The organism is Dactylosporangium siamense (assembly GCF_016862795.1).
In the GTDB taxonomy this organism is placed as follows: Bacteria; Actinomycetota; Actinomycetes; order Mycobacteriales; family Micromonosporaceae; genus Dactylosporangium; species Dactylosporangium siamense.
Window position 1 is genome coordinate 1 of record NZ_BONQ01000096.1, and the last position, 26,125, is coordinate 26,125.

General features: G+C 70.3%; 30 protein-coding genes and 1 tRNA gene. 22 read left to right on the top strand and 9 right to left on the bottom strand.

Annotated elements, in window-relative coordinates:
• Positions 1 to 556: 556 nt before the first annotated feature.
• Positions 557 to 841: a hypothetical protein gene (locus Dsi01nite_RS30830; protein WP_203849821.1), complete on the top strand. Its 285-nt coding sequence runs from the start codon at positions 557 to 559 to the stop codon at positions 839 to 841.
• Positions 842 to 873: 32 nt separating this feature from the next.
• Positions 874 to 1,104, top strand: coding sequence for a hypothetical protein (locus Dsi01nite_RS30835; RefSeq protein ID WP_203849822.1), 231 nt, complete (start codon positions 874 to 876; stop codon positions 1,102 to 1,104).
• 139 nt (positions 1,105 to 1,243) lie between these two features.
• Here Dsi01nite_RS30835 and Dsi01nite_RS30840 read toward each other — a convergent pair whose 3' ends face one another.
• The 3 genes from Dsi01nite_RS30840 to Dsi01nite_RS30850 all read right to left on the bottom strand — a co-directional run bounded on the left by Dsi01nite_RS30840 (position 1,244) and on the right by Dsi01nite_RS30850 (position 4,141).
• Positions 1,244 to 2,149: an NAD-dependent epimerase/dehydratase family protein gene (locus tag Dsi01nite_RS30840; RefSeq protein WP_203849823.1), complete on the bottom strand. Its 906-nt coding sequence runs from the start codon at positions 2,147 to 2,149 to the stop codon at positions 1,244 to 1,246.
• Complete coding sequence (locus tag Dsi01nite_RS30845) at positions 2,146 to 3,555, bottom strand: helix-turn-helix transcriptional regulator (RefSeq protein ID WP_239136298.1); 1,410 nt, start codon at positions 3,553 to 3,555, stop codon at positions 2,146 to 2,148. The genes Dsi01nite_RS30840 and Dsi01nite_RS30845 overlap by 4 nt, the downstream gene beginning before the upstream one ends.
• Positions 3,556 to 3,820: 265 nt before the next feature.
• Positions 3,821 to 4,141: a hypothetical protein gene (locus tag Dsi01nite_RS30850; RefSeq protein ID WP_203849824.1), complete on the bottom strand. Its 321-nt coding sequence runs from the start codon at positions 4,139 to 4,141 to the stop codon at positions 3,821 to 3,823.
• Between the two features lie 344 nt (positions 4,142 to 4,485).
• Between Dsi01nite_RS30850 and Dsi01nite_RS30855 the strand changes: the two genes are divergently transcribed.
• From Dsi01nite_RS30855 to Dsi01nite_RS30935, 17 genes are all read left to right on the top strand, one after another.
• Complete coding sequence (locus Dsi01nite_RS30855) at positions 4,486 to 4,707, top strand: hypothetical protein (protein WP_203849825.1); 222 nt, start codon at positions 4,486 to 4,488, stop codon at positions 4,705 to 4,707.
• Between the two features lie 7 nt (positions 4,708 to 4,714).
• The gene (locus Dsi01nite_RS30860) at positions 4,715 to 5,077 is read left to right on the top strand and encodes an RRQRL motif-containing zinc-binding protein (protein WP_203849826.1); all 363 of its coding nucleotides are present in this window, start codon (positions 4,715 to 4,717) and stop codon (positions 5,075 to 5,077) included.
• 3 nt (positions 5,078 to 5,080) lie between these two features.
• Positions 5,081 to 5,410 carry a hypothetical protein gene (locus Dsi01nite_RS30865; RefSeq protein WP_203849827.1) on the top strand — a complete coding sequence of 110 codons (330 nt, stop codon included), beginning with the start codon at positions 5,081 to 5,083 and terminating at the stop codon, positions 5,408 to 5,410.
• Complete coding sequence (locus tag Dsi01nite_RS30870) at positions 5,407 to 6,786, top strand: coiled-coil domain-containing protein (RefSeq protein ID WP_203849828.1); 1,380 nt, start codon at positions 5,407 to 5,409, stop codon at positions 6,784 to 6,786. The genes Dsi01nite_RS30865 and Dsi01nite_RS30870 overlap by 4 nt, the downstream gene beginning before the upstream one ends.
• 79 nt (positions 6,787 to 6,865) lie before the next feature.
• On the top strand, positions 6,866 to 7,366 hold the full coding sequence (locus tag Dsi01nite_RS30875; RefSeq protein WP_203849829.1) for a hypothetical protein: 501 nt from the start codon (positions 6,866 to 6,868) through the stop codon (positions 7,364 to 7,366).
• A gap of 35 nt (positions 7,367 to 7,401) precedes the next feature.
• Positions 7,402 to 7,920 carry a hypothetical protein gene (locus Dsi01nite_RS30880; RefSeq protein ID WP_203849830.1) on the top strand — a complete coding sequence of 173 codons (519 nt, stop codon included), beginning with the start codon at positions 7,402 to 7,404 and terminating at the stop codon, positions 7,918 to 7,920.
• 15 nt (positions 7,921 to 7,935) lie between these two features.
• Positions 7,936 to 8,436, top strand: a complete 501-nt coding sequence (locus Dsi01nite_RS30885) for a hypothetical protein (protein WP_203849831.1) — start codon at positions 7,936 to 7,938, stop codon at positions 8,434 to 8,436.
• A gap of 42 nt (positions 8,437 to 8,478) precedes the next feature.
• Positions 8,479 to 8,964, top strand: coding sequence for a single-stranded DNA-binding protein (locus Dsi01nite_RS30890; protein WP_203849832.1), 486 nt, complete (start codon positions 8,479 to 8,481; stop codon positions 8,962 to 8,964).
• A gap of 98 nt (positions 8,965 to 9,062) precedes the next feature.
• The gene (locus Dsi01nite_RS30895) at positions 9,063 to 9,419 is read left to right on the top strand and encodes a TraA-like protein (protein WP_203849833.1); all 357 of its coding nucleotides are present in this window, start codon (positions 9,063 to 9,065) and stop codon (positions 9,417 to 9,419) included.
• The gene (locus Dsi01nite_RS30900; protein ID WP_203849834.1) at positions 9,416 to 11,608 is read left to right on the top strand and encodes an FtsK/SpoIIIE domain-containing protein; all 2,193 of its coding nucleotides are present in this window, start codon (positions 9,416 to 9,418) and stop codon (positions 11,606 to 11,608) included. Before Dsi01nite_RS30895 ends, Dsi01nite_RS30900 begins: the two co-directional genes overlap by 4 nt.
• A gap of 191 nt (positions 11,609 to 11,799) precedes the next feature.
• Complete coding sequence (locus Dsi01nite_RS30905; RefSeq protein ID WP_203849835.1) at positions 11,800 to 12,021, top strand: hypothetical protein; 222 nt, start codon at positions 11,800 to 11,802, stop codon at positions 12,019 to 12,021.
• Positions 12,021 to 12,308 carry a hypothetical protein gene (locus Dsi01nite_RS30910; protein ID WP_203849836.1) on the top strand — a complete coding sequence of 96 codons (288 nt, stop codon included), beginning with the start codon at positions 12,021 to 12,023 and terminating at the stop codon, positions 12,306 to 12,308. Before Dsi01nite_RS30905 ends, Dsi01nite_RS30910 begins: the two co-directional genes overlap by 1 nt.
• Before the next feature lie 19 nt (positions 12,309 to 12,327).
• Positions 12,328 to 13,197 (top strand): bifunctional DNA primase/polymerase, encoded by an 870-nt coding sequence (locus Dsi01nite_RS30915; protein WP_203849837.1) that lies wholly within the window; start codon positions 12,328 to 12,330, stop codon positions 13,195 to 13,197.
• A complete protein-coding gene (locus tag Dsi01nite_RS30920; protein WP_203849838.1) occupies positions 13,194 to 14,036 on the top strand; it encodes a deazapurine DNA modification protein DpdA family protein in 843 nt (280 codons plus the stop codon). Before Dsi01nite_RS30915 ends, Dsi01nite_RS30920 begins: the two co-directional genes overlap by 4 nt.
• On the top strand, positions 14,033 to 15,232 hold the full coding sequence (locus tag Dsi01nite_RS30925) for a DUF3631 domain-containing protein (RefSeq protein ID WP_203849839.1): 1,200 nt from the start codon (positions 14,033 to 14,035) through the stop codon (positions 15,230 to 15,232). The genes Dsi01nite_RS30920 and Dsi01nite_RS30925 overlap by 4 nt, the downstream gene beginning before the upstream one ends.
• Before the next feature lie 158 nt (positions 15,233 to 15,390).
• Positions 15,391 to 15,624, top strand: a complete 234-nt coding sequence (locus Dsi01nite_RS57600) for a helix-turn-helix domain-containing protein (protein WP_239136299.1) — start codon at positions 15,391 to 15,393, stop codon at positions 15,622 to 15,624.
• A complete protein-coding gene (locus tag Dsi01nite_RS30935; protein ID WP_203849840.1) occupies positions 15,624 to 16,805 on the top strand; it encodes a site-specific integrase in 1,182 nt (393 codons plus the stop codon). Before Dsi01nite_RS57600 ends, Dsi01nite_RS30935 begins: the two co-directional genes overlap by 1 nt.
• A gap of 70 nt (positions 16,806 to 16,875) precedes the next feature.
• Here the strand turns inward: Dsi01nite_RS30935 and Dsi01nite_RS30940 are convergent.
• From Dsi01nite_RS30940 to Dsi01nite_RS30950, 3 genes are all read right to left on the bottom strand, one after another.
• Positions 16,876 to 16,947: transfer RNA gene (locus Dsi01nite_RS30940), tRNA-Val, on the bottom strand.
• Between the two features lie 88 nt (positions 16,948 to 17,035).
• On the bottom strand, positions 17,036 to 17,260 hold the full coding sequence (locus tag Dsi01nite_RS30945) for a DUF6158 family protein (RefSeq protein ID WP_203849841.1): 225 nt from the start codon (positions 17,258 to 17,260) through the stop codon (positions 17,036 to 17,038).
• 32 nt (positions 17,261 to 17,292) lie between these two features.
• On the bottom strand, positions 17,293 to 18,426 hold the full coding sequence (locus Dsi01nite_RS30950) for a DUF5937 family protein (RefSeq protein WP_239136300.1): 1,134 nt from the start codon (positions 18,424 to 18,426) through the stop codon (positions 17,293 to 17,295).
• 98 nt (positions 18,427 to 18,524) lie between these two features.
• On the opposite strand from Dsi01nite_RS30950, the gene Dsi01nite_RS30955 reads away from it, so the two are divergent.
• The gene (locus Dsi01nite_RS30955) at positions 18,525 to 19,811 is read left to right on the top strand and encodes an MFS transporter (RefSeq protein ID WP_203849842.1); all 1,287 of its coding nucleotides are present in this window, start codon (positions 18,525 to 18,527) and stop codon (positions 19,809 to 19,811) included.
• On the opposite strand, the gene Dsi01nite_RS30960 is transcribed toward Dsi01nite_RS30955, so the two are convergent.
• From Dsi01nite_RS30960 to Dsi01nite_RS30970, 3 genes are all read right to left on the bottom strand, one after another.
• Positions 19,757 to 20,962, bottom strand: a complete 1,206-nt coding sequence (locus Dsi01nite_RS30960; protein WP_239136301.1) for an alanine--tRNA ligase-related protein — start codon at positions 20,960 to 20,962, stop codon at positions 19,757 to 19,759. The genes Dsi01nite_RS30955 and Dsi01nite_RS30960 overlap by 55 nt on opposite strands.
• 188 nt (positions 20,963 to 21,150) lie before the next feature.
• The gene (locus tag Dsi01nite_RS30965) at positions 21,151 to 22,206 is read right to left on the bottom strand and encodes a hypothetical protein (RefSeq protein WP_203849843.1); all 1,056 of its coding nucleotides are present in this window, start codon (positions 22,204 to 22,206) and stop codon (positions 21,151 to 21,153) included.
• Between the two features lie 116 nt (positions 22,207 to 22,322).
• Complete coding sequence (locus tag Dsi01nite_RS30970) at positions 22,323 to 22,664, bottom strand: YkvA family protein (RefSeq protein WP_203849844.1); 342 nt, start codon at positions 22,662 to 22,664, stop codon at positions 22,323 to 22,325.
• A 30-nt stretch (positions 22,665 to 22,694) separates the two neighbouring features.
• Between Dsi01nite_RS30970 and Dsi01nite_RS30975 the strand changes: the two genes are divergently transcribed.
• Together Dsi01nite_RS30975 and Dsi01nite_RS30980 are read left to right on the top strand one after the other, a co-directional pair.
• Positions 22,695 to 23,825 (top strand): damage-control phosphatase ARMT1 family protein, encoded by a 1,131-nt coding sequence (locus Dsi01nite_RS30975; RefSeq protein ID WP_203849845.1) that lies wholly within the window; start codon positions 22,695 to 22,697, stop codon positions 23,823 to 23,825.
• Between the two features lie 276 nt (positions 23,826 to 24,101).
• The gene (locus Dsi01nite_RS30980) at positions 24,102 to 26,099 is read left to right on the top strand and encodes a peroxidase family protein (protein ID WP_203849846.1); all 1,998 of its coding nucleotides are present in this window, start codon (positions 24,102 to 24,104) and stop codon (positions 26,097 to 26,099) included.
• Positions 26,100 to 26,125 lie beyond the last annotated feature (26 nt).

The window sequence follows — 26,125 nt, forward strand, 5'->3', positions numbered from 1 at the left end:
CCCCTGAACACCCGCCACAACCTGGCGAGAGTACGTAAGGCAGAGGCGATTGCCGTACCTCGTGACGGATCTTCGAAACCGGCGCGTAAGTAGGGTTCCGTAACGTTCGAAATGCGCCGACCATCAACGCCCTCCGCGCACCTCCCGCAACCGGTCAACCCAGCGTCCGCGGCTGACTCATCCGGTGTGAACCGGATGAGGGCAACTAGACATCCGCTGGATTGCCTTCAGGCGCCACGGTTGTGCGTACGCCGATGCCCATCGACGTACTCCGGCGTACGTGCCGGTGACCCCCCAGTTTGCCCCCCCGCCTGCGGCGCCGGGCCGACGCCGTCCAGTGGTCGTCAACAGTCGCGCTCTCGGCTGGAAGCTGGCTGCCCTAGTCAGGGATCGCTGGCGACCTACGCAGCAGGCCAGGCGCGACGACGCCCTGAGCAGGGAACATGTAATATCGCAGTTCTTGGTTAGCTGCTGTGTCAGCATATGGAGCGCATATCGAGCGCTGCAGGCCAACTGAGGGCTCTGAACCAGGTGCGTGGCGAAGTGGAGAGTTGTGGTGAACAACGAACTGGTCCTGCTGGACCAGGCGCTTGCGGAAGCTAGCCAGGCGCGCTCCGAGCCGCTGGGCGGCGACATCATCTTCGAGTTGTTCGCGGCAGAACAAATCCTGAAATACTTCGACCTCTCTCCGGAGGAGGTTGCGCAAGGTCGAGTTGGCGGCGGAAACGATGGCGGAATGGACGCTGTTTACGTTTTCCTCGGCGATGGCCTGGTAACCGACGATGCCGAAGTTTTGAATGAGAACGCCACGCCTGCCTCGTTCGCGCGCGACCAGAGCTAAAGACGGAACTGCGCTTCCATACGATGATGCTCGTGGTCGCCAAAGCGCTGAACGCTCGGGTTTACAGCCCTAAGCAGCTGACGGGACTTGCGGAAGAGGACCGGCTGATATCCGAGGCGGAGATATCGCAGGCATTTATCGTGGCCTATAGGATTATGGTTGATTTCATAAAGAGTCGCAGCTGGGCGCCCGAACGGGCCGCCAAGAGTAAAGAGTTGGTAACGGCAATCCTGAATAAGGAGTTCCCGCTTAAAGGGAATTAAAGAATTCGACCTAACGCCCGCACCCTATATAAGGAAACGATGGCGGTCTTAGGTCGATCCGTCACTGTTGTGCCTTCTGGACGGACCTAGGTCCGGGCGGAAAAGCTTCCGGCCGAATGAAAGCGACGCCCAAAGCATGCTATGAGGCAAGCGAGCGGAACCGCCACGCATCGACGACAACCTGCTCCAGGGTGGACCTCTCGGGCGTCCATCCAAGTTCGGCCTGCACGCGCGACACGTCGGCTACCAGCATCTGGGGCTCATCCACAGGCGGGTTGTGAACAACTTCGAAGTCGACGCCGGTCACTGCACGGGTGGCGTCGATCACTTCCCGCATCGACACGCCAACGCCGGTGCCGACGTTGTAGGTGCGCGAGTCGCCGACCTTCGTGGTCTCGACGGCCAGCCGGAAGGCCTCAGCAACGTCGGTCACGTGGGTGAATTCTCGCCGCGCCGACCCGTCGCCGTTGACGCTTACGTGCGGGATCACGCCGGCGGCGGCGCGCAGACAGTTGTTGATGATCCTCGTCGGGTTGCTGTCGACGATCCCGTTATAGCCGCCTGCCACGTTGAATAGTCGCAACGTGGTGACTCCGATGTTGCCGGCGCGCGCCTCGAAGTGCAGCAGCTGCTCTGCAGCAGCCTTGGTGGCCGCGTAAGGGTTCGTCGGGCGGGCATCGAGATCCTCACTCAGCGAGCCGTCGCGATCCGGCCCGTAGACCGCTGAGGTTGACGCGAACACCACCGGCACGGGGTGGCCAGGGTTCAGCCGCAGCCCGCTCACCAGGTTCGCGGTGCCGCCCAGATTGGTTGCGTAGTAGCCGGCGGGATCTTGCCACGACTCGCGGACCGTCGACTTGGCGGCCAGGTGCACGACCGCGTCGATCGGGGCCTCTTCCTCAAGCCACGCCTTGACCGAAGGCGTGTCCGTCAGGTCGTACCCAAGTCGGCTCGGCCAAGGCAGGACGGCGTGGCCATGCAGCTCAAGATGCAGGCAGACCGCGCGGCCGACGAAGCCGCCGGCGCCGGTGACGAGGATCCTCATCCGAGCAGTGTTCCCCGGTGCCGCCAAGCGAGTGCGAGCAGCCCCGCCGCCGCAGGTGCCATGCGCCCGGACGCAAGGATGCCCTTGACGGTGACCTCATCGAATGCGACCGGCTCAGCAACCACGGTGCCTTCGTCGTTCGTCGCCACGAAGTCGCGCGACAGATCGTCGTACACGTCGGGGTCGATGACGAGCGTGGTCAGGATCTCGGTCGCAAGGGTCAGAGCGTCGAGCCCGACGCCGACGCATGAGGCGCGCATCGTGCCCGCAGCGCGGGCGGCGTCGAGGAACGCGAACGGGTCGACGGTGTAGTCGACCGGCTGGCCGTTGCCGTCATGCTCGTCATCGCCAAGCAGCTCTTCAGACAGTTCCCGCTGCAGGTTGCGCCACATGTCGAAGTCGGCGACCTTCGCGGCAGGCAGGATCGAGCTCGGCTGAAACACGCCGGTCGGCACCACATGAACCAGCGACCCGGCGATCGCGACCGCGCTGGAATCCCGTCGATGCAACAGGAACGTCGGCGCGCTGCCCGCGCGGACAACGAGCGTCGACACGGACGCGATCGAGGGTCGCCGGCCGAGTTCGAACGGGTCACGGACAAGCCGGCGGAATGGCAGTTCGCGCAGGCTCGGAGCACGCCCGGTCGGCTGTCCGTCCGCGTCGAGGCATACGTACGCGGTTTCGTGCGCGAGCGCTTCGTGGTGATCCATGGTGGCGAAGTACGTCGTCTCGCCGAAGCTGAGCCGTCCGCGCCCACCGGCGAACTGGACGTCGAGAGGCCGCCAGGAAAGGCGGTTCTGGAAGAGTCGTGGCCGCGCGATGTCCTGAATGGCGATCGTGTACCGCGGGTACGCGCGAGCCAGATCCGCCAACGGACGAATGTGCGCGGTCTCCGGTTCAGTGCCGTCAACCTGCGGGACAGGCGCATCGTCATAGTGAAGGTCGACTGCGTCCAGGTCGATAGGCACGTCAGGGAGCCAACCGGGGCGGCTCAGCAGCGTCGTGCCGGCGACGCGTGCCGCGTCGCCGTAGACGCGGGCTGCGGCCTCGGTGAGGGCCGCTCGGCGCTTGTTGAGGGCGCGGCGGGTGCGCAGCCACTGTTCCTGGCTCGCGGCAACGCGCCGGTCGATGGGTGCGATCGGAACCTCCTCAAGGAATGCGAACTGCGAAGGTGCTGCCGGTTCTGCAGCAGTCCGGCCCTTGATGCCCAAATCGGTGATGGCTACGCCGAACACCTCGGCGAGTCGCCGCTGCTGCGACAGGTACGGGGCGACCTTACCCAGCTCCCATCGACTGACCGAGTTCGCATCGACCTGGAGAAGCTCTGCCAACTCGGCCTGCGTGTAACCAGCGGCTTCCCGGTGTTGCCGGATGTGGTTGACGGTCCCGCCGGCCTGATGGCTCACTGTGGCACTCCCCCGACTCAACAGCTTGTCAGCACCTGACCGTCAGCGGTCAGCATCTGACCGTCAGCGTACGACCACTTGAGGTGGTTGAGGGTAGGTGACGGATCGATGCTGTTCCTGATGGACGTCGATACAGCCAGTCTGTGATCACAGCGAGATGGCGCCCACCGGCGACAACGAGCTTCGATCCTCAGGAGGGCACCGTGCTGCCGATCTTCACGAACGCCACTGCGAAGGCAATCGTTCTGCAGGCGTCGGCACGTACCTATGACTTCTCGGCGACGGCTGCCTTCGCCGCTCGCACCAGCTGGTCGGCGCGCGCCTTGGAGATCTTCAAGCGTCGGGCGAGTTCCGCGAGCGACATGTCTTCCGAGCGGAATACCCGGTCGGCCATGAGTGCCCTGAACGTGGCCGCCTCGCCGACTAGCTCATCGATCAGTTCCCGCAACTGCGTGGCCAGTCCGAACGCAGCTTCGGCGTCTGGGTTCTCACGAATGGCCGCTTCTATCTCAAGGTACGCCGTGCGCATCGAGGCCAGGTCCGCCACGACGTTGCGGGCGGCGCTCGACGGCTCGGCATTCTCCACCCGCTCAGCATACGCGTAGATCAAATACTCGCTGCTAGACAGCGTCTAGTGATGGGTGTACGGTCCCTCGTATAGAGATGCCTACACGAAATCTCGCCACCGCAGTTCATTGCCGTAGGAGGTCAAGCGTGTCTATGCCCAGGTCCAGCATCGGGAGCCTTGTGGCACCCCAGAGGCTCAACGATCACTTCGGCCCAAGTCACGTACTCGCTGACGTCGCAGCCCGCAACTGTTCCGCTCATCGCTCGCGGCTCACAAGCCACGTTGTGGCGTGTGGGGCGTGCTGGGAACTGGCGATCCGCGATGACGAGCGGTTCGCGGTTGAGTGCGGTTTGCCGCGGGAGATGGACGTCGACCCAGAGTACGTCGATGAGATCGCGGTCGAGCTGGCGTGCCGTGGTGAGCGTGTTCGGCTGACGCGGCCGGAGCTTGCGGTCGCTGCTGAGCGGCTGCTGGCGCGGCGGCTGAGCCTGTCCGCCGCGGCGGCGCGGCTGCGCGTCTCGTACGACGCGGTGTTCATGGCGGTCAACGGCCGCGGTTCGGCTGTCGCCGCCGAGGCTGCGTGAGTCGGCCGTGAGCCGCATCCGTGCCCGGTTCTGCGACCCGGAGGGCAAGCGCTTCGGCATCCCCACGTTCATGTGGCAGGGCGCGCCAGACGGCTACGCGACCCTGCGGCAGCTGCGCGCGCTGGGCCTGCGTCCTGCTGGTCAGCCGGTTGCGGCGCAGGTGATGTGGCGCGGTGTTGGTGGTGACCGGGTGGCGTTTCTGTACCGGGTCGAGTTGGCGAAGCCGAAGCGGACCGCATCCGCCGCGCAGCTGCGCGGCGTGGCATGCGCGTTGCGGGCTCGCCGGACCTGTTCGACCTGCCGCATCGAGCGGCCGTACTTCATCCCGCGCTCGCTCGGCGAGTGCCTCGACTGCGCCCAGGAGGGCTGATCCATGACCTATTTCAACTACCCCGGCGACATCGCTGCAGCGCTGCGCGCGCTTGCCGAGGACTTCGACGCGTTGCCGCCGTTCGAGCGGCTGCCCGACATCGCGGTGGAGGTGCTCATCCAGGCGTGCCAGCACAGCGGTGATACCGCTGAGCGGGTCTCCGCGGTGGATCTGCTGACGTTCGTCACGCTCGGGCAGGACGCCTCGACCCGCGCCATGTCCGGCGGCACCTTCCATCACGGCAACGGTGGCGGCAATCGCTATCGCGGTGATGGTCTGGAGGTCGCGGTGTTCACGGTGGTGCCAGCGCCGGTTGCGGCGGTGGCGGCGTGAGCGCGCTGGGTGTGGCCGATGCCCGGACCCGGCTGGATGCGGATCTGGCAGCGTCGGTGCGGCGTACGTCGCTGGTGCGGCAGGTGTTCTACGTCGTGGTGCTGCTGGTCGCGTTGACCGGTCAGGTGTGGGGCGCGCACGAGGCCCTCGCATTGCCGCTGCTGTTCGCGATCCCCGCCGTCGCCGCCCTCGAACTGGGCGGGATCGTGGTGCTGTCGAACGCGGACACGCGCCGCAGGTTGGGTGAGCGGGCTGTGGTGTCGCGGGCGCTGTCCGCGGCGATCGCGGTGGGTGCGGTGTCGTTCAACTGGCTTGCGCACGACGACAAGCTCCTCGCTGGGTTCTTCGCCGGCATGTCGGCGCTTGGCTACCTGGTGTGGCTGATGCACACGGAGAACCAGCGTCGGGACCGGTTGCGGGCGATCGGCGCGTTGCCGCCCACGACCCCGGCGTATGAGCTGGCCGGGCATTGGCTGCGGCATCCGCTGCTGACGCTGCGCGCGAAGTCTCTCGCAAAGATATCCCCGGAACTGGGCCTGTACGGGTCCCTGGACGCGGCGCGGGCGCAGCAGCGGCAGGAGCAGCGCACCAAGGCCATCGCCAAGGTCCTGCACCGCAAGATCCGCGCGGCTGTCGACCCCACGACGGCGGACATCGCGACCGCGACCTACGACCTCGATGCGATCGCGGATCGGCTCGCGGCGCAGCCGGACTACGACGGGCTGACCGACCTCATCGCCCGGGACCTGCACCCGGCGCGGCTGCTGCACACCGATGAGGACCTGGTCGGGCAGTTGGAGGCGGCGCAGGCCACGGCCGCGGCTGCGGTCGCCGACGCAAAGGCCGCGACGGCGCGAGCCGACGACGGGGCGGCGCAGCTGCGCGAGGAACAGGACCGCCGGACGCAGGTGGAGGCGGAGCTGCAGGCGGTGATGGAGCGGGCGGAGGCCGAAGCGCTGCGCCGCGCAGACGCCGCCGACCGGGCTGAAACGCTCGCCACGCTGATGCAGCAGCAGCACGAGGCACGCGACGCCGCGGAGGCCGAGACAGCCCGGCTGTCGGAGCTGGTCGAGCAGCTGCAGTCGGACCTGACCGCGGCGCAGGCGTGTTATGCGACCGCGGAAACGGCCGTCGCCGTCGCGGAGGCTAAGACGGCTGTGACCAAGCCGGCGGGCAAGCGGCAGCCGTCGGCTGCGGAGCGGATCGCGAAGGCGGTCGCCCGGTCGCCGAAGGCCACCGACGCCACGATCGCGGCCCGGTTGGACCTGTCCGAGGCGACGGTGAAACGGCATCGCCGTCGACAGGCTGTCGACAGCGTGTCGACGCCGGATGGCCAGCAGGCGACCGGCTCCGTGCCGCTGCTGCACGCCGCCTGAATCCCTATCGAGTGCGGCGGGCACGGGTTCGCCGCCCGGATCAGAAAGGGCACGAACGATGACGGTCACGATGGTGCACTTGAGTTCCGCCGGTTGGCGGGTGCTCAACGCGCTGGAACGGCTGGGCCGGCATCCAGCGCGGATGGCGACCTTGGCCAATGCGCAGGACGCCGCAGACGACGACATCGTCCGGTTGGAGCAGGCCGGGCTGCTGTACGGGTCGATGTACGGCCGCACGACGGCGGTCAGCATCGGTGAGCACCTCGCGCATGACGGCAGTCCGATGATGATCCAGCTTCGGCTGACGAAGGCCGGTGCGCGGCAGTTGTCGACGCCGCGGAACCGGGTGCTGTGCCTGCTCGGCGCGCGGCAGGGTCGCTCGCTGAAGCTGCGGTTCCTGTTGACGAACTGCGCGGGCGCGGACGTGGTGCTGTTCCAGCAGATGACGTCGTTGCAGCTGGTCACGGTGGCGCATGTGGTGGCCAGTGAGCCGCTCGATCCGATGATGCTGCCGCACGTGCCGCCGTCCAACGTCGCGGTCCGGCTGACCGCCAAGGGCCGCACCTTCCTGCCGTACTGACTGCCCTGCCGATCCTTCGAACTGGAGAGAGCCTGATGGGTTCCAAGACGATGCTGGCGATGCGGCCGCAGTGCTGGCGGCAGATCGCGGCGGTGGAGTACGCCGAGGGTGGCGAGTCGTCGGTGGCGCGGCTGATCGACCGGCAAGGCGCCACGGCGGAAGACCTCGCGTGGCTGGTGCAGGCAGGCCTGCTGCAGGTCACGGCGGGTGGCGTGGCAGTCGCGGTGCAGGACCTGACCCCGACCGGCCAGATCTACAGCGACGTGACTCTGACCGACGCCGCGCGGCGGCTGCTGGTGCGGGACCGGGCGTGGCTGGTGCTGCAGGTGTTCCGGCTGCACCGGCACAACGGTCGCGGTCATCCGATCGCGGTGCTGCGCAACGTGAGCGGCGCCGATGACGAGGTCCTGCGCTGCATGGAGGCCGCGCACCTGGTGCAGGCCGACAACCCCCAGACGCACGAGCCGATCCCGCTCGCCGCGTTCACGAAGGTCCCGGCGCGGCTGCGGGTGCGGCTGCTGCACCGCGGTCACGACTACCTGCCCCGAACCTAGAAAGGGAGTGTCACGATGTCGAACCCGGTCGCGAACCGGCTCACGCCGATGCAGTGGCGGATCCTCAACACCCTGCGGGGTGACCGCGGTCCGTGGACCGCGCTGCAGCTGATGCACGTCCAGTCCTGCGGCCTCGGCGACGTGGCCCTGCTCGCCGCGCTGGAACTGGTCGCAGTGACGTTCGACGGGACCCCGGTCCCGGTGCAGGACTTCACGCCGGCCGGTCTGATCGCCGTCCAGGTCACGATCACCCAACCCGGGTTGCAGGTGCTCGCTCAGCCGCAGAACCAGGTGCTGTGCGCCCTCGGCACCCACCATGGGCGGCGCACGGTCAGCCAGCTGGCCGTACTCACCAGCGTCGGCGACGACGAACTACGGCGCATCTGCGACCGCGGGCTGATCGAGGCCCGCAGCGCCGACCACCGACCGATCCCATTGTCAGCGTTCCGCCGGCTGCCGCGGGCGCTCACGGTCCACATCACCACGCGCGGCAGCCAGCACCTCCCCAACGACTAACCCCAAACCCCTCAATCCCGTTGTCCTGAAAGGACGTTCGTCGTGAGTGACACCACCATCACCTTGGTCGGCAACCTGACCAGCGATCCGGAGTTGCGGTTCCTGCCGTCCGGTGCGGCCGTGACGAAGTTCCGGGTCGCCTCCACCCCGCGGTTCCTGGATAAGGCGTCCGGGGAGTGGAAGGACGGCGAGCCGCTGTTCCTGTCGTGCTCGGTGTGGCGGCAGGTGGCGGAGAACGTCGCCGAGTCGCTGCAGCGCGGCGCCCGGGTGATCGTGACCGGCAAGCTCAAGGCCCGCACGTTCACCGACGCCAGCGAACAGCAGCGCACCGTGTTCGAGCTCGACGTGGACGAGGTCGGCCCGTCGCTGCGGTACGCGACCGCGAAGGTCCAGAAGCTGGCCCGCAGCACCGGCGGCGCGGACGGCGCTGCGGGTGATGACCAGTGGGCGTCGGCGTCACGGACCCGCCCAGCCGGCAACAGCAGCACGTCCAGCGGTGGCGGGTTCGAGGACGAGCCGCCGTTCTAGCTCTGCGCGGGGCACGGCCCTGACGGCCTAGGAACCTGCGGCCGTGCCCCGCCCTCCCGTTCGAACTGTCTGCACAGCCCTTGGAGAGGACCCCCATCATGGCGCACGCTGCCGTGAACATCCCGGAACCCGACTTCACCGATTCGCGTGAACTGCGCGTCTACTGCAACGAGGTCCGCAAGACCTGCCACCACTTCGCGATGGCGCTGCACATCGGCGCCGCCGAGATGGAAGCCGCCCTGTCGACCATCCAGCCCGCCGAGGGCGTGTTCAAGCGGTACGCCGCCAAGCGCCGCGCCCGCCGGGTCGCGCGGCACATGCGGCACGCCGCCGCCTGCGTGGCGACCGGAGGTACCGCCGCCGTGCGCACGTGGGCGGCGTTCCGCGCCGAGTACGCCCCCGAACTGTCCCCGGTCCGCGGCAAGCGGTCCGCGTTCAAGGTGGTGACCGAATGAGCCCGTTCACCAAGACCCGCCGCTTGTCCCGCGACCGCTCAATCGGCCGCGACCGGTACCGCGACAGTGGCGGCGGCACGCGCCCGTACGTCCTTCCGTGGTCCATCTGGGCGTGCATGCCCGTCGCCGCGCTGCTGTTCCGGTCGTTCTCGACCGCGTCGAACACTGCCGCCGTCATCGTCGGCGCGGTCGCCGCCGCCGTCGCGGTCGGGCTGTCGGCGTTCACGTGGCACGTGTTCACCCCGCGCGGCGCGTCGCTGCGCACCCACGCGACCGCGTCCATCGCCGCGGCCGGCGTGTGGGTGCTGTGGTCCACCGCCGCCGGGCTGTTCCAGCCCTCGACGTGGGTGTGGTTCCACCCCATCGACTGGTTCCTCGGCCTGTTCAACGGCTGGGTATGGGGCGCATGGCTGCTGCTCGGCCCGGTCCTCGCGATCACCTGGAACCTGCGCCGCGGCGCCCGCGGCGACGGCAACGACACCCACCGCAACGACGGCGGTCTCCTGGAGAAGGTCGGCATCGCCGGCACCGTCAAGCGGGTGGAGCTCGAAGCGGGCGGCACCCGGGTGAAGGCCCGGGTCGCGGTCGAGCCCGGCGAGCAGACCGCCGCGGACGTGCAGTCCGCGAAGGGCCGCATCGCCTCCGCGCTGCAGGTCCGCGAGTCCGCCGTCCGCGTCAATCGGGTGCCGGGCAACTTCGCCGAAGCCGACGTCATCGTCGTGCCCCGCGACCAGCTGCAGACCCCGATCGCGTGGCCCGGCCCGCTCGCGCCCGGGGAGTCGATCGCGGTCGAGATCCCGGTCGGCCGGTACGAGGACGCCGAGACGGCCCGGCTGTGGCTGCCCGGCGACCGGCACGCCAAACCCGCCCCGCGCAACGCCACCCACTACGCGCTCATGGGCGCATCCGGATCCGGCAAGTCCGAGGGCGCGCTGACCCTGTGCACCGAGGTCATCACCCGCGCCGACGCGTCGGTGATCTACTCCGACCCGGTCAAGGGCATCCAGACCGTGGCGCCGATCGCCGCCGGCATCGACCTGCTGCTCACCGACCCGAAGACCGCGGTCGCCGCGTACCGGCGGCTCACGCACGTGATCGCGGCACGCACGCATCACCTCGGCCGGCACGGGTTCAAGCAGTGGGAACCCGCCGCCGCGATGGAACCGTGCGGCCTGAAGTACCTGCTCTACATCTGGGAGGAAGCCGCGGCGCTGCTGGCCAACTCGGGGCTGTTCGTGCAGATCACCGAGCAGGCACGCTCCGCCGGCATCTCACTGATCCCGTCCATGCAGCGCATGTCGCACGACCGCATGGACACCTCCGCCCGGTACAACCTCGGCGGCGGCTGGTGCTTCGGCACCGGCGACGACATCAGCGCGAAGTTCGCGCTGTCCGAGCAGACCCTCGACGCCGGCGCCGCCCCGTGGGAGTGGAAGGACCGCAAGCCCGGCTACAGCTACCTGGAAGCTGCGGGCGTGCCCGAGGACCGGTGGGCCATCCCGCTGCGTACCTACCTCGGCGACCCCGACCAGCAGCGCGAAGCGGTCGCCGAGTTCGGCAAGCCCGGACTCGACCCGGTGACCGCCGAAGCGTTCGGCAAGGTGTACCTCGACTACCGGCAGCAGGTCACGGAGGGCGCCGCCGCGTGGCAGAGCCCCACGCCGACCCGCATCACGATGGCTGGCGCGGGCCTGCCCAACCACGCCGCGGTGGACGAGGACGACGACCCGGACGGCGTCGACGCGGACTCGTTCGAGGATCCGGAGCTGTTCGACCCGGACGGCGACGCCGAAGGCGACGATCTGGACGGCCCGGACTTCGAGGTCCCGGAGCACCCGGAGCCCGGGTTCGGCGACGACATCGACCCGAGCAAGGACATCTCCGACCCCGGCGACGACGACGGCGTGATCCGGCTGCTCGACCCGCCGCCCGCCCGGCCCGGGATGAGCACGAGCGCGGCTCGGGCGGCGCTGCGCCGGTACCTGACCGACCTCGCCGCCGCCGGTCACGAAACCGTGGAGCCGAAGGATCTGGTCGAGTTCCGGCAGCAGATCGGCCGCGGCAAGTCGTGGCTGTCCGACGAACTCCGGCGCCTCGTGGACGACGGGCTGCTCACCGACGAACCCGACCGCGGTGTCTACGGCCTGCCCGCCCTCGCGCCCGGCGAACGCACCCTCGTGCCCGCATAGCCCCATAGTTCGTCACTGTCCGTATACCGCTCTGCAGTGCTGCTGTCCGGGTCGTCCGGGGTCTCCGGGCCGTCCGCGCCCACCGTCCTCCCTTAAAGAGCCAGAGGCCCGGACAGCGCGGACAACTCTGCGCGGAAACCCCGGACAACCCCTCCCCGGACAGCCTGGACAACTACGGAAGGTAATCATCGATGCGCAACATCAACGCCGCTATCGGGCTGCTCGCCGGCACCGTCCTCGGACTGCTGTGCGGCATCCCGCTCGGCCGTCACCTCGAACGCGCAGGCCTCGCCTGGTGGGCCGCGAAGCTCTCCCTGCGCACCACCTGGGACGCCGCCGTCCAAGCCGCGGGCTGGCTCGCTGTCGCCGTGCTCATCCTCGGCGCGGTCGCTGTCTTGGTCTGGACCGCGTGATGGCCAGCGCGTTCCACGGCCTGGAGATCTGGCTCATCGGCACGAGCGCCGAACTCGACGCCGCCGTCGCCGCCCTGACCGGCATCGGCACCCACCTGCTCCCCGACGACCCCGCCGACCACCCGCAACGCCACGCACTGCACGGCTGCGACCTCGGCCGGCACCGCCTCTACGTCCGCCTCTCCGTCGCCGTAGCACCTGACCGGCAGACAACGCCGCGGCGGCAGCGTGCGGTGCCGGCCGGGCAGGACGTCATCGACCTCGACGCATACCGGCGCACCGCCTGAACCCTCGGAGAACAACAAGATGGCACTACGTGCTCACTTCCCGGCGTTGCTTCGCAACGCGTTGGCCACCGCAGAACACGGCTGGCCGGTCTTCCTGCTCGGCCGCACCAAACGACCCATCGCCAACTGCCCACCCTGCAGAGACGCCACCCGCGACCACGACCCACAAACCTGCGCCTGCCTCACCTGCCACGGCTTCTACGCCGCGACGTTCGACCCCAACCGCATCCGGGCCATGTGCACCGTCCACCCGGACGGGCTTCTCGCAGTCCGCACTGGCACTATCGCCGACCTCGCGGTGCTCGACATCGACCCGCGCAACGGCGGACGGATCGACCCGCAGCTCATGCCCCGCACCCGCTGCGTCGCCACCGGCGGCGGAGGCTGGCACCTCTACTACCGCCACCCCGGCGGCACCCTCGCCGCCACGCTTGCCGACCGGCCCGGCGTGGACATCAAGGCCGATGGCGGGTACGTCGTGGCGCCGCCATCGGTGCACCCCCTGACGCACCTGCCCTACCGATGGGTGGACGAGCGCCCAATGTCTGAGATGGCCCCCGCACTGCTCGCCGCGTCCCGACCCCGACCAGCGACTACCGCGACCGCCCCACGAACACCCGTCACGACACACTGCGGCGGGGCCATCTCAAACCCCGACGCCCTGCTCGCCGCCATCCTCAACCGCGTCGCCCAGGCCCCGAAAGGCCGGCACCGCGTCACCCTCTACGGCGCCGCCCGCGGCGTCGCCCGAATGGTCACCGCCGGCGCCATCAGCCACAACGACGCCATTACCGCGCTCACCGACGCTGGCCGCGAAGCCGACCAGACCGACCGGGAGATCCGCGAAGCGATCAAAGGCGGCTTCCGCGCCGAAGGGGTCGGCCTGTGAACCGGCCGGTGTTCTACCTCGGCACGCACCAGCCTGGCTGGCTGCGCAAGGCGCGGGTGAGGCTGTTCGTCGCCGACCCTCGCCTGCGGGTCTACAAGGCGCTGCCTGAGGCGGTGGAAGAGTGGGCCGCGGATTCGGGCGGTTTCACGGAGCTGCAGAAGTACGGCCGGTGGACCGTGACGCCGCGCGACTACATTGCCCGGGTACGTCGGTACCGCAACGACATCGGGCGGCTCGCCTGGCTGGCGCCGCAGGACTGGATGTGCGAACCGCTGATCATCAACGGCGGCACCGTCAACGGCAAGCGCTTCGCCGGCACCCGCCTCTCCGTCGCCGAACACCAGCGGCGGACCGTGCTCAACTACGTCCAGCTGCGCGACCTCGCGCCTGACCTGCCGATCATCCCGGTCGTGCAGGGCTGGACACCCGACGACTACGCCCGATGCGTCGACCTGTACTGGACGCTCGCCGGCATCGACCTCAGCACCGCCGGACGGGTTGGAGTCGGGTCGGTCTGCCGGCGGCAGGGCACCGCCGAGGCCGGCCACATCATCCGACGCCTCCGCGCTGCCGGCCTGTCGCAGCTGCACCTGTTCGGGTTCAAGGTCCTCGGCCTCATCCAGCACGCCGACCTGCTCACCAACCGCGACACCTGCGACTCCCTTGCCTGGTCCGACACCGCCCGCAAGCTACGCCGTCCCGCCCTGGCCCAATGCGTGCTCGCCGGACGGCACAAGAACTGCGCCAACTGCCTGCCCTATGCCCTGCACTGGCGGCGCAGCATGCTCGCAGCTGCGGCGCCCCTTACCCAGCCACGCACCTACGGAGCCGCCGTATGAACCCCAACCCGCCGCACCTCGAACCCGACCTCGAGCCCATCGATGGTGCGGCGCTGCTCAACGCGTTGCATGAGGCGATCACCCGGTACGTCATCCTCCCCGTGCCGGAAGCGGTCGACGCCGTCGCGCTGTGGATCGCGGCCACCCACGCGCAGCCCGCCTGGGCGCACGCCCCGCGGATGGTCATCCGCGCGCCGGAACGGCGCTGCGGGAAGTCCCGGCTGCTGGACATCGTGGAAGCGGTCTGCTTCAACCCGCTCATCACCGTTAACGCGTCCACCGCGGCCGTGTACCGGTCGATCGGGGTCGAAGGTGCCCCGCCCACGCTGCTCATCGATGAGGCCGACACCATCTTCGGCGGGAAGGTCGCCGAGTCGAACGAAGACCTGCGCGGGCTGCTCAACGCCGGACACCAGCGCAACCGGCCCACCATCCGATGGGACCCCAACACCCGCAGCCTCGAGCGGATCCAGACGTTCGCGATGGCCGCCCTCGCCGGGATCGGCGCTATGCCCGACACCATCGAAGACCGGGCCGTGATCGTCCGCATGCGTCGCCGCGCTCCTGGGGAGAAGGTCGCTCCCTACCGCGTCCGCCGCGACGGACCGCCGCTGCGGGACCTGGGCGAACAGATCACCGCATGGCTGCGGCCGTTCTTCGCCGAACTGGAGAAGGCCGAACCCCTGATGCCGTTGGAAGATCGTGCCGCGGACACCTGGGAACCGCTCATCGCCGTCGCCGACCTCGCCGGCGGCAGCTGGCCCGCGCGGGCGCGGCTCGCCGCTCGGGTGCTCACCGAGGCCCATGACGACGATGCCGTGTCCGAACGGGTCCGGCTGCTCAACGACTGCCGGGCCGTGTTCGCCGACCACCCGGCCATCCCCACCACCGTGCTCCTTGACCTGCTCAAGGCCGACCCCGAGTCGCCGTGGACGGAGAACGGCCCGAACGGACTCAGCGCGGCGAGGCTCGCCGGCATGCTCCGCGAGTTCGGCATCAAGTCGGTCAACATCCGATTTCCCGCTCCGACCGGACAGGTGAAGGGCTACCGACGCGGTGACTTCATCGACGCGTGGGACCGCTACGCGAGTCCTGAATCGGCCGATGGAGGCGACTCAGGTGAAGACGCCCCCGTGGGAGCCGTCCCGGCCGTCCCACCCGTCCCCGCCCAGGTCAGCCCTGGGACGGCTTTCTGAGTGGGACGGCTAGACCCGTCCCACATGTGGCCACTGGTACGGCTTCAGCCGTCCCGCGAAAACAGCCGTCCCAGCCCTGACCTGCAAAGGGACGGCTGGGACGGCTGGGACGGCAACCCCTCGCAAGGCAGCGCACGTGATCAGCAATCGGAGGCGACATGAACACCCCGATCAACCTCGCCGACCGTCGGGAGCGGACGGCGCAGGTTTCGGTTCGTAAGGCGCTCTGGAAGATCCCGGAAGCGATGGCGCTGCTCAGCATGAGCCGCACCGTCATCTATGAGCAGATCCGCTCCGGCCGGCTCCGGACGGTGACGCAGGGCCGTGCCCGCCTCGTGCCGGACGGCGCGATCGCGGAGTACGTTGCGCTGCTCGAACGCGAGGCAGCCTGATGGCGGGCAAGCGCCGGGAACGCGGCGAAGGTGCTCTGTACTGGGACGAGGCACGGCAGCGGTACATCGCGGAGATGGATGTGGGCTACAGCGCGGCTACGGGGAAGCGGATCCGCCGGCGGGGCGTCGGCAAGACGAAGCCCGAGGCCAAGGCCAAGCTGAAGATGGCGGTCGACGCGTACCTCGCAGGGCTGAAGGTCGACGCGGGCCGGACCACCGTCGCCGACGCGGTGAAGGACTGGCTGGAGTTCGGGCTCAACGGCAGATCGGCGAGGACGGTCGAGAAGAACCGGCACCTGTGTGACGGACACATCGTTCCGAAACTGGGCGCGCGGAAGCTCGCCGATCTGCGGGCCGCCGAGGTCGACCGCTGGCTCGCCGACCGGGCGAAGGTGCTCAGCACCCGGACGCTCGGCGAGACGTACTCCTGCCTCAACCGGGCGGTGCGCCGCGCCATGGCCCGCGACCTGGTGCAGCGCAATGTGGTCGAGCTGTGCGACCTCCCGAAAGGGCAGCCGGGGCGGCCCTCGAAGTCGTTGACCCAGGAGCAGGCCGCCGCGGTGGTGAAGGCGGCGGAGGGTACCCAGTTCTACCCGTACGTGGTGCTGTCGCTGCTCACCGGCCTGCGGACCGAAGAGGTGCGGGCGCTGCAGTGGGATCGGGTCGACCTCGACGGGAAGCCCGACGCCGACCCACCGGTGCCAGCGTCGGTGTCTGTCTGGCGCTCGGTCCGGGAGGGTGGCGACACGAAGACGAGGAAGTCGCGCCGCACGCTCGCGCTGCCGGCGCTGTGCGTCCACGCCCTCCAGCTGCAGGGGGAGTGGCAGCAGGGTGCGGCGAAGCGGGCGGGGGACGACTGGAAGGACAGCGGGCTGGTCTTCACGTCGGAGGTCGGGACAGAGCTTGACGCGGCGAACGTCCGGCGAGCGTTCCGCCGGGTGGTCAAGGCCGCCGGGCTGGACGAGAAGGAGTGGACGCCGCGGGAGATGCGGCACAGCTTCGTGTCGATCGCGTCCGCGCTCGGGCTCACGCTCGAGCAAATTGCCGACCTTGTCGGTCACGCCGGCACGGCGGTCACGGAGAAGGTCTACCGGCATCAGCTCCGCCCGGTTCTGAAGCACGGCGCGGAGGCGATGGACCTGCTGTTCCTAGCCCCTCCGCCGAAGGATGAGCCCAGCTAGACCCCCGGTTTGACCCCTCGAACGAATCAAGGGCCGTTTCCGACAACCGGAAACGGCCTCTGACCTGCGGTGGGCGATACTGGGATCGAACCAGTGACCTCTTCGGTGTGAACGAAGCGCGCTCCCGCTGCGCCAATCGCCCGCGACGTTTGTGCACTCTACCCGATCCACCCCGCCGGCCGCACGTCGGATCCCGGGGTGTCGGGGGTGGTGCCGGGGGAGCGGGGTGGTCAGCGGACGCGGGCAGGGCTGATCTCGCGGTCGGGGAAGCGGCGCAGGTACTCGCGTTCGAGTTCGTCGGTGCGGCGGGAGTGGTTGGTCAGGGCGTCGGCGGCGCCGTGGCGGAAGGTCTCGTGGCGGGTGGTGTGCAGGGTGGACAGCTCGCGCAGGAGCTCGTCGTCGGTGAGGGCGGCCGGCGGGACGCCGAGGGCGGGTGAGGTGTCGTCGCGGTGCATGCGGGGTCAGTACCCCGCGCGGGCGGCGTCACTCACCGCAGCAGGGCCGCGAGCAGGTCCACGCCCAGCGCCGCCGTCGCCGTGATGTCGAGGTGGTGCCGCACGTACCGGCCGCGGCGCGTCGTCTGCAGCAGCCCCGCCTTCTTCAGCACGGCCAGGTGCCGGGACACCTCGGGCGCGGTCAGGTGCCACGCCTCGGCCAGCTCGCCGGTCGTGTGCGGGCCGCGGGCCAGGGTGCGACACAGTCGCTGCCGCACCGGATGCGCGAACGCGTCCAGGCGCAGCCGCACCAGGTCGATCGGCGTGGGCCGGCCCTGATGCCAGTCCTGGTGCCGCTCCGCCACCGGATACTGCACGACCGGACGCCACCCCGGCGCGTGGACGGTGAGCAGGTGCGGACGCCCGTACACCGACGGGATGAACGTGATGCCGTCCCCAGAAGAGCCGGCCGGTCCGGAGACCGCGCTCGTCGCGTTGTCCTGCAGCTTGTCGAGCCGGATCCGTTCGCCGCCGGCGTCGGTGGTCAGTGTGATAGCCGGTGACACCGCCGCGAGTGCGGCCCGCATGCCGTGCCGGGCGAACAGGTCCGCCTTGTGCCGCGCGTCGGCGGCGAGCTGGTGCTCGACCTGTCGCCACGCGTCGAGGAAGAACGCGTCCGCGCACTCCTCGAGGAGGTCGCGGACCGCGGCCCGCACCGCCGCCGGGTCGGTGATCAGCCGCTCCGCGAACGCCGCCTGCCTGGGCCCCCGCGCCTGCGCCAGCTCCAGCGCGCGATCGAGGTCACGGCCGAGGTCACGGCTGGGATCACGGCCGAGGGCGCCCGCCGTGAGCCGCGGCGAGCCGCAGGTCATCACGAGCGCCGACGCCACGTACGTCTCGTCGGGGATCGCGTCGACCGCGTCGAGCTCCGCCGTCAGGGTCGGCCGCGGCCGACCGGGCACGAGGAAGTCCGCGCGCGAGGACCGCCACAGGAACTCGGCCTCCAGGAGCCGGTCGGCGAGCGCCGGCCGCAACCCGGCGAGGGTCGCCGCCGCCCACGCCTGCACCGCGGGGTGGTGCGCCGGCTCGGCGAGCACGTGCAGCATCGACGTGAGCTCGGCGAGGGGCGACGGCGCGAACACGCACCGCTCCGCCGGCATCCCCGTGATGTCGATCGTCAGCGTCACCGCACCATCGTGCCAGCGCGCGGCCCGTTGCCGGCGACCGTTGACGGGTCCCGTCAATCCGCGTGATCCACGGCCGCCGGCACCGCACCGTGACCGTCATGCGATTCGGTTCCCGGTATGCGGCCGCCCTCACCGTCGACGCCGTCGGTGCGGGTCTGTTGCGTCCGTTTCTCGTCGTGTACGGCCTGAGCGTCCTCCACCTCAACCCCGCCGCCACCGGTCTCGCCCTGTCCGCGGGGTTGCTCGCCGGGCTCCTCGCCGTCCCGCTCGTGGGCCGCTGGATCGACGCTGCGCACGCGAACCGGCTCCTGCCCGTCTTCGCGACGCTGGTCGTCCGGGTCGCCGGCGTCGGGGTCCTGCTCGCCGCGCACGGTGTCGCCGCGTTCGCCGTCGCGTCGCTGCTGCTCGGCATCGGCAACCAGGTCTGGCCACCGGCGCACGCGGCACTGGTCGCGGCCCTGGCCGCGCCCGGGTCGGCGGACGCGCCGCTGGCGGCGGCCCGCTCCCTGCGCAACGCCGGGCTCGGCGCCGGCGCGCTGGTCGCGGCGCTCGCCGTCGCGGGCGGGCCCGGCGTGCTGCGCCTCCTGGCCGCCGGCACCGCCGCGGGGTACGCGATCGCGGCGATCCTGGTGCTCACGGTCACCATGCCGGCGGTACCTGTGCCGGCGTCCGCGAGCAGGGCGGCCGCGCCGCGGTCGCGGGAACGGGTGCCGGGCATGGCGGTGCTCGTGTGGGCGAACCTGCCGTTCGCGCTGTGCTTCGCGGTGCTCGAGGTGGCGATCCCGGTCGTGCTGACCGAGCACCTCGGCGCGTCGGCCGCCTGGTCGGCGATCCTCTTCGCCGGCAACACGGTCCTCGTCGTCGCGTTGCAGGTGCACCTGGTCGTCCGGCTCGCGCACCGTTCCCGCCGGGCCGTCCTGGCCGGGTCCGGAGTCGTCCTCGCGGCCTCCTACCTGGGGTTCTGGGCAAGCGACGGGATGGGCGGCGGGATGGGCGGGGTTGCCGCGATCTGCGTCGTGGCGGTCGCGTACACCATCGGCGAGATCCTGTACGCGGGCAGCGGCACCGCCCTCGTGACCGCCGCGGCGCCCCCGCACCGCCTCGGCCGTGCCCTGGCGCAGTGGCAGCTGTCCACCGGCCTGGCCAACGCCGCCGCCCCCGCGCTGCTCCTCGCCCTCCTCGCCGCCTCGCCCGCGCTGCTGTGGTCGCTCCTGGCCGGCACCACGCTCGCCGCCGCGTTCGCCGTGCACCGGTGGGCGCCGGAGCCCGGCGGTGCCGGCCAGGGCAGTGCCGGCCAGGGCAGTACCGGCCAGGGCAGTACCGGCCAGGCTCAGTGCAACCCCGTGCTCAGCACCTCCTCGACCAGGTCGCGGGGGATGCCGTGAGTGTCGTGCAGGTAGTGGAAGTCGTCGTCGGTGAGCGGGCCGCGCAGCAGGAGCCGTTCGATCAGGGGGCGGCCGCGGCGCAGCAGCGCGTTGAAGCGGCGTTCCTCGTAGACCAGGACGTCCTGGACGTAGAGCGGATCGATGCTCAGGCCGTAGTGGTCGACCGTGGACGCGATGGGCTCGGTCGGCAGGTCGAGCAGCGTGCGGGACGGGTCCTCGCGCCACAGGTGCGTGAGGACGCGGCGGATGAGACGGCGCAGCACGTAGCCGCGGCCGGTGTTGGACGGGTGGACGCCGTCACCGATGACGACGACGGACGAGCGGAGGTGGTCGTACACCACGCGCAGCGAAGGCTCGATCGAGGACTGCCGCGACGGCGTCCACAGTGTCGACACGGTCCGGATCCACGGCTCGAAGACGTCGATGTCGAAGACGCAGGAACGGCCCTGCAGGACCATCGCCATCCGTTCCAGGCCCATGCCGGTGTCGACGCCGGGCTGTTCGAGCGGGGTCAGGGAGCCGTCGGGATGGCGGCGGTGGCGCATCATCACGTGGTTCCACACCTCGACCCAGCGACCATCGGACGAGGGGGTGCCGGTGGGCGTGCCGTCGCCGGTCCAGACGAAGATCTCCGAGTCGGGGCCGCACGGGCCGGTCGGGCCGTTGGACCACCAGTTCTCCTCGCCCAGCACCTCGACCGGCACGCCGAGGCGCTGCCAGGTGTCCAGTGAGCCGGGGTCGCTGTGATGCACGGTGACGTGCAACCTGGACAGCGGCACGCCGAACCCGTCCCGGAGCAGCTCGAGGCCCCACTGGAGGCTCTGCGGACCGTCGTAGCCGCCCAGGGACACGTCGCCCAGGGACCACGTGCCGAGCATCTGGAACATGGTCAGGTGGGTGTCGTCGCCGACCTCGTCGAGGTCCGTGGTGCGCAGGCAGCGTTGCACGCCGGTGAGGCGGCGGCCGAGTGGATGCGGCCGGCCCTCGATGTAGGGCGTGAGCGGGTGCATGCCCGCGCTGGTGAACAGCACCGGGTCGCCCTGCGGCGGGATGAGGGTCGCGTCGCCGACGACCTGATGGCCGCGTTCCCGGTAGAAGTCGAGGAACGTGTCGGTGATCTGCCGGGTGGTCAGTGTGGTCGTGCTGGTCATCGGGGGTCCCCTCGAAAAGGACCGGAAACGGGACCGCGCGGCACACAAAAAACGCCGGCGACCGTTTCCGGTCGCCGGCTGAAGCGGGAAGAGATCAGGCAGCGGCGTCCGGCGAGCGGTGAGCTCGCGCGGCCGCGGCGGAGAAGCGCCTGATGTGCATGCGGTGAGTGTACCCCTTCGGCAACGCCTCAGAAGCGTGAGCTGTATTCGACGGTGAAGCCGCTGCTGACGGGGACGCCGGCGTTGTTGAAGCAGTTGATGCGGATGCCGAGCGCACCGGCGCCGGGTGTCCACGGCAGGTGCAGGCCGCAGTAGTCCGGCGTGGTGCCGAACGCGGTGACCTGGACGTTGCCGGGCGGGGACGCGACGCCGCCGAACGTGGCGGTCCACACGGGCGGGCCGAGGGCGAGCACGCCCGCCGGGCCGGCGGAGTTGAAGTTGGTCAGCGGCGGGCCGAGCGGCGGGGTGTTCCACAGGTACGCGAACTTGTAGGGCGGGGCGGCGCCCCCGTACAGCGCGCGCTGGTAGTGCCAGGTGAGCGTGAACCGGGTGTTGGCGGTCGCCCCGGCGGGGTTGAAGCAGTAGACGCGGAAGAACTGGCCGTTGGCGGACGACTGCCAGCTCGCGACCTTGCACCGGGCGCCGACGCCCGGGTTGACGGCGGTGACCTGGACGTCGCCGGCCTGCGGGCCGCCGGTGCCGAGGCCGGGCAGCGAGACGGAGTAGAGGCCGGGGGCGACGTTGGCGACGGTGTTGGCGGCACCGACGGAGTTGTACTGGGTGATCGTGCCGCCGCCCGGGTTGGCGTCCACGTAGCCGAACCGGGTCGCGGCGAACACCCCGGAGCTGCGGGCGAACTGCACGGAGAAGCCGGGCAGCGCGTCGAGGAACCCGCCGGGCCGGTAGCAGCTGACCCGGACGATCTCGTCGGGGCCGACGGGACCCCACGAGTCGGCCTGGCACCAGCGGCCCGGCGGGTTGCTGATCGCGTCCTGCACGGCGGTCACGTGCACGACGCCGCCGGCGGCGGCGACACCGGGGAACCTGACGGTCCACCGCCCGGGCGGGCCGGGGGTGACGGTGGTCGCGACCGGCCACTGCTGCGACACGACGCCGCCGGAGTACAGCGCGAAACCGAACGTGTCGGGCAGCAGCGCGGCGGCCGGCCGGGCGGCGCCGAGGGCGCCGGCGAGCACGCCCGCGAGCATGACGGCGACGGTGCCCGTCAGTCGTCTGAACCTCATACAGATGCCTCCATCCTTGGAAGGGGGAGGCAGCGTATCGACCGGCATGGATGAGCATGCGTCGGATCAAGGACTCCTGGCGGTGGTGCTGCACAAAGAGTCGTATGGGGTGAAAGCTAGCGGGTCTTCTGCTGCGGGCGGCGCTGCAGCTGCGGCGGGAGCAGCGAGCCGCCCTGCTGCTGGCGCTCGCGGGCCTTCGTCGCCAGGCGGGTCAGGTAGATCAGGGCCGCGCCCAGGACGCCGACGTCGTCGAGGTAGATCGGATCGGGCAGCAGGTCGACCGGGGACACGGTGTAGATGATCGCGCCCCAGAAGGCGAACTTGCCGCCGGCGCCCATCGCCTGCAGGTATTTGCCGGTCTTCCACACCCGGGTGGCGAGGACGATCGCGGCGACCAGCACCCCGATCAGCAGCGCGCCGCCGATCACGATGAGGGCGTAGAACACGGTGTCGTCCATGGGCGTGAGTCTACGGGCGATACTCGCACCATGCCTGTCGACGCGCCTCCGCCCCGTATCCGCAGCGACGACCCGGCGTCGTTCGCGGCGTCCGTCCTGCGGGACCGCCACCCGGCGATCGTCGCCCGGGTCCTGGCGGACCTTCCGCTCCCGGCGGCGGCCCGCGACGGGCTTGCAGGCCTCTTGCAGGACCCGACGGTGACCCCGCTGCCGCGTGACGCCCACGACCATGAGGACTGGGACCGCTGGGGCGAGCCGTACTTCGGGCAGTCGATGTTCGAGGTGCCGTTCCTGTGGGCGGAGAACTACTTCTACCGGCGGCTGCTGCACGCGACCGGGTATCACGAGCCGGGTCCGTGGCGGGGGATCGACCCGTTCGGGCCGCAGAAGGCCGCGGACCTGCCCGGTGAGGACGAGCTGCGCGCCGTGCAGGAGTCGGGGGACGCGCTGCTGCACCTCCCGGAGGACGAGCAGGCCTCGGCGCTGGTCGCGGCGGCGCTGTGGGGCAACCGGGCCGACCTCGGCTTCCAGCTGGCGCACGGTCTTGCGCAGGCGCAGGCCGATCTCGTCGCCGACGACACCGAGCTGCTCTGGAAGCGGCTCGCCGGTGGCGGCACCGTCTGTGTGGTCGCGGACAACGCCGGCCGGGAGCTGCTGCCGGACCTGGTGCTCATCGACTTCCTGCTGCGGGCCGGCCGGGTCAGGCGCGTCGAGCTGCACGTCAAGCCCGCGCCGTACTTCGTCTCCGACGCGCTGACCGCCGACGTGCTCGCCGAGCTGCGGCGCTTCCCGGCGGACAGCGCCATCGGCCGCCGGCTGTGGGCGGCGCTGCGCGCGGGGACCCTGGAGCTGGTCACCGACCCGTTCTACTGCGCGCCGCTGGAGTTCGCGCAGCTGCCGGCCGGCCTCGCCGCCCGCTTCGGGGCGGCGACGCTGACCATCCTCAAGGGCGATCTCAACTACCGGCGGCTGGTCGGGGATCGCAGCTGGGCGCCGGAGACGTCGTTCGCGGATGTCACCGGATACTTTCCCGGGCCGGTCGCGGCCCTGCGGACGGTGAAGTCGGACGTGGTCGTCGGGTTGGCCGCGGGCGTCGAGGAGCGGCTACCCGCGTCATGGCGCACCAGCGGCGCTTTTGCCATGGTCCAAGTGCGGGGTTGAAACAGCGGCGGTGTCGGTGGTGAAGGTCGGTCCGGCCCAGATGCGCTTCGTCGTCATGGTGAGCACTCTGCCGGGCGGGACTTGGCGGCCACTTGCGGTCGGCTTGCGAAAGCCCTCAAGGGTGGCCGGGGTCACGCATCGACCGCGCTCGTCACCGGAAATATCCGACATGAGCTGGCAAACCTTAACCCAGACTTGAGGGCCCCTTCATTGACGCTCCCACCCGGGTAGGCGAAGCATTGCCATCGGCGAGGCGGTCGCACCTGTGGAGGAGTCATGGGTCATCGCATCGGCAAGCTCGTCCCGTTCTCGATCCAGGTGGTGATCGTGGCGGTCGTCGCGGCCGGGGGCACGGCCGTCGCCGCTGCCGCGGTGAACGACGCGGTGAACGACGCGGTCACCGGCCGGCACCGTCCGCCCGGGCGCGGCGGCGGCGTCGACCTGGAGGTGCAGAGCCTCGACGGCTCCGGCAACAACCGCGCGCATCCCCGGTGGGGCAGGGCCGGGCTGCCGTACAGCCGGGTCGCACCGGCCCGCTACGCCGACGGCCGCGGCGCGATGGTCCAGGGGCCCGACGTGCGCTGGATCAGCAACCGCGTCTTCAACGACACGAACCAGAACATCTTCACCGACCGCCGGGTGAGCCAGTGGGGCTTCGTCTGGGGCCAGTTCGTCGACCACACGATCGGCCTGCGCGAGGAGGCCGGCCCGAAGGACTCCAGTGCGGAGCCGGCCGACATCGCCTTCAACCCGGCCGACCCCCTGGAGTCGTTCACCAACACCCTCGGCGCCATCCCGTTCACGCGCTCGAAGCCCGCGGCCGGGGTGTCCGGGCCGCGCCAGCAGACGAACCTCGTCAGCTCCTACGTCGACGCCTGGGCCGTGTACGGCGGCACCCAGGAACGCCTCGAGTGGCTGCGGGAGGGCCCCGTCGACGGCGACATGACGAACAACGGGCCGCACCTGCTGCTGCCGGGCGGCTACCTGCCGCGTCGCGACAGTCGCGGCGACCCCGGCACCGCACCGGCGATGGCGGTCGACGGGATGCTGCTCGGCCGGCCCGGGCGCGCCGCCGTCGCCGGTGACCAGCGGGCCAACGAGAACATCGCGCTCACCGCCGTGCAGACCCTGTTCGCCCGGGAGCACAACCGGATCGTCGACCTGCTGCCCGCGTCGCTCAGCGCCGAACAACGCTTCCAGATCGCGCGCCGGGTCGTCATCGCCGAGCAGCAGTACATCACCTACGAGCAGTTCCTGCCGGCGCTCGGGGTCACCCTGCCGCGGTACCGCGGCTACCGCTCCGACGTCGACGCGACGCTGTCCAACGAGTTCGCGACCGTCGGGTACCGCGCGCACAGCATGATCCACGGCGAGCTCGAACTGGCGTCGGACGCGGGCCGCTACAGCGCCGCGACCCTGCGGCAGCTGCAGCGCGGCGGCGTCGAGGTGGAGATCGTCGGCGACGAGGTCGAGGTGGCGGTGCCGCTCAACGTCGCCTACTTCAACCCGGACCTCGTCCAGACGCTGCAGCTCGGGCCGCTGCTGCGGGGCATCGGCTCGGAGGCGGAATACCGCAACGACGAGCAGATCGACAACCAGCTGCGCAGCGTCCTGTTCCAGGTCCCGGTCGCCGGCAACCCGCAGTGCCTCGACGGGCCGACCCTCCCGCAGTGCTTCCGCGGGGTCGTGGACCTCGGCGCGGTCGACGTGCAGCGCGGCCGCGACCACGGCATCCCGAGCTACAACCAGCTGCGCCGCGCGTACGGGCTGCCGGCCCGCCGCACGTTCCGCGCCGTCACCGGCGAGGCGTCGGAGAGCTGGCCGGGCGACCCGGAACTGAGCGCGGGCAAGGAGATCGACGACCCGTCGGCGCTGGACTTCGTCGCCCTGTTCGACGCCGACGGCAAGCGGGTCGACCCGTCCTCGGAGGCGGCGGAGGCGTCGGTCACCCGTGGGGTGCGGCGCACACCACTGGCCGCCCGGCTCAAAGCGGTCTACGGCTCCGTCGACCGGGTCGACGCGTTCGTCGGGATGGTCGCCGAGCCGCACGTGCGCGGCACCGAGTTCGGTGAGCTGCAGCTGGCGATCTGGGCCCGCCAGTTCGAGGCGTTGCGCGACGGCGACCGGTTCTTCTACCGCAACGACCCGGGCCTGGAGATGATCCGGAGGGTGTACAGGGTGGATTTCCGCCGGAACCTGGGTGATGTCATCGCCCTGAACACCGACATCCCACGGGCCGGTCTCGCCGCCGACGTGTTCCGGGCGCCCGCATGACTTCACGGCATGACTTCACGGTTTTG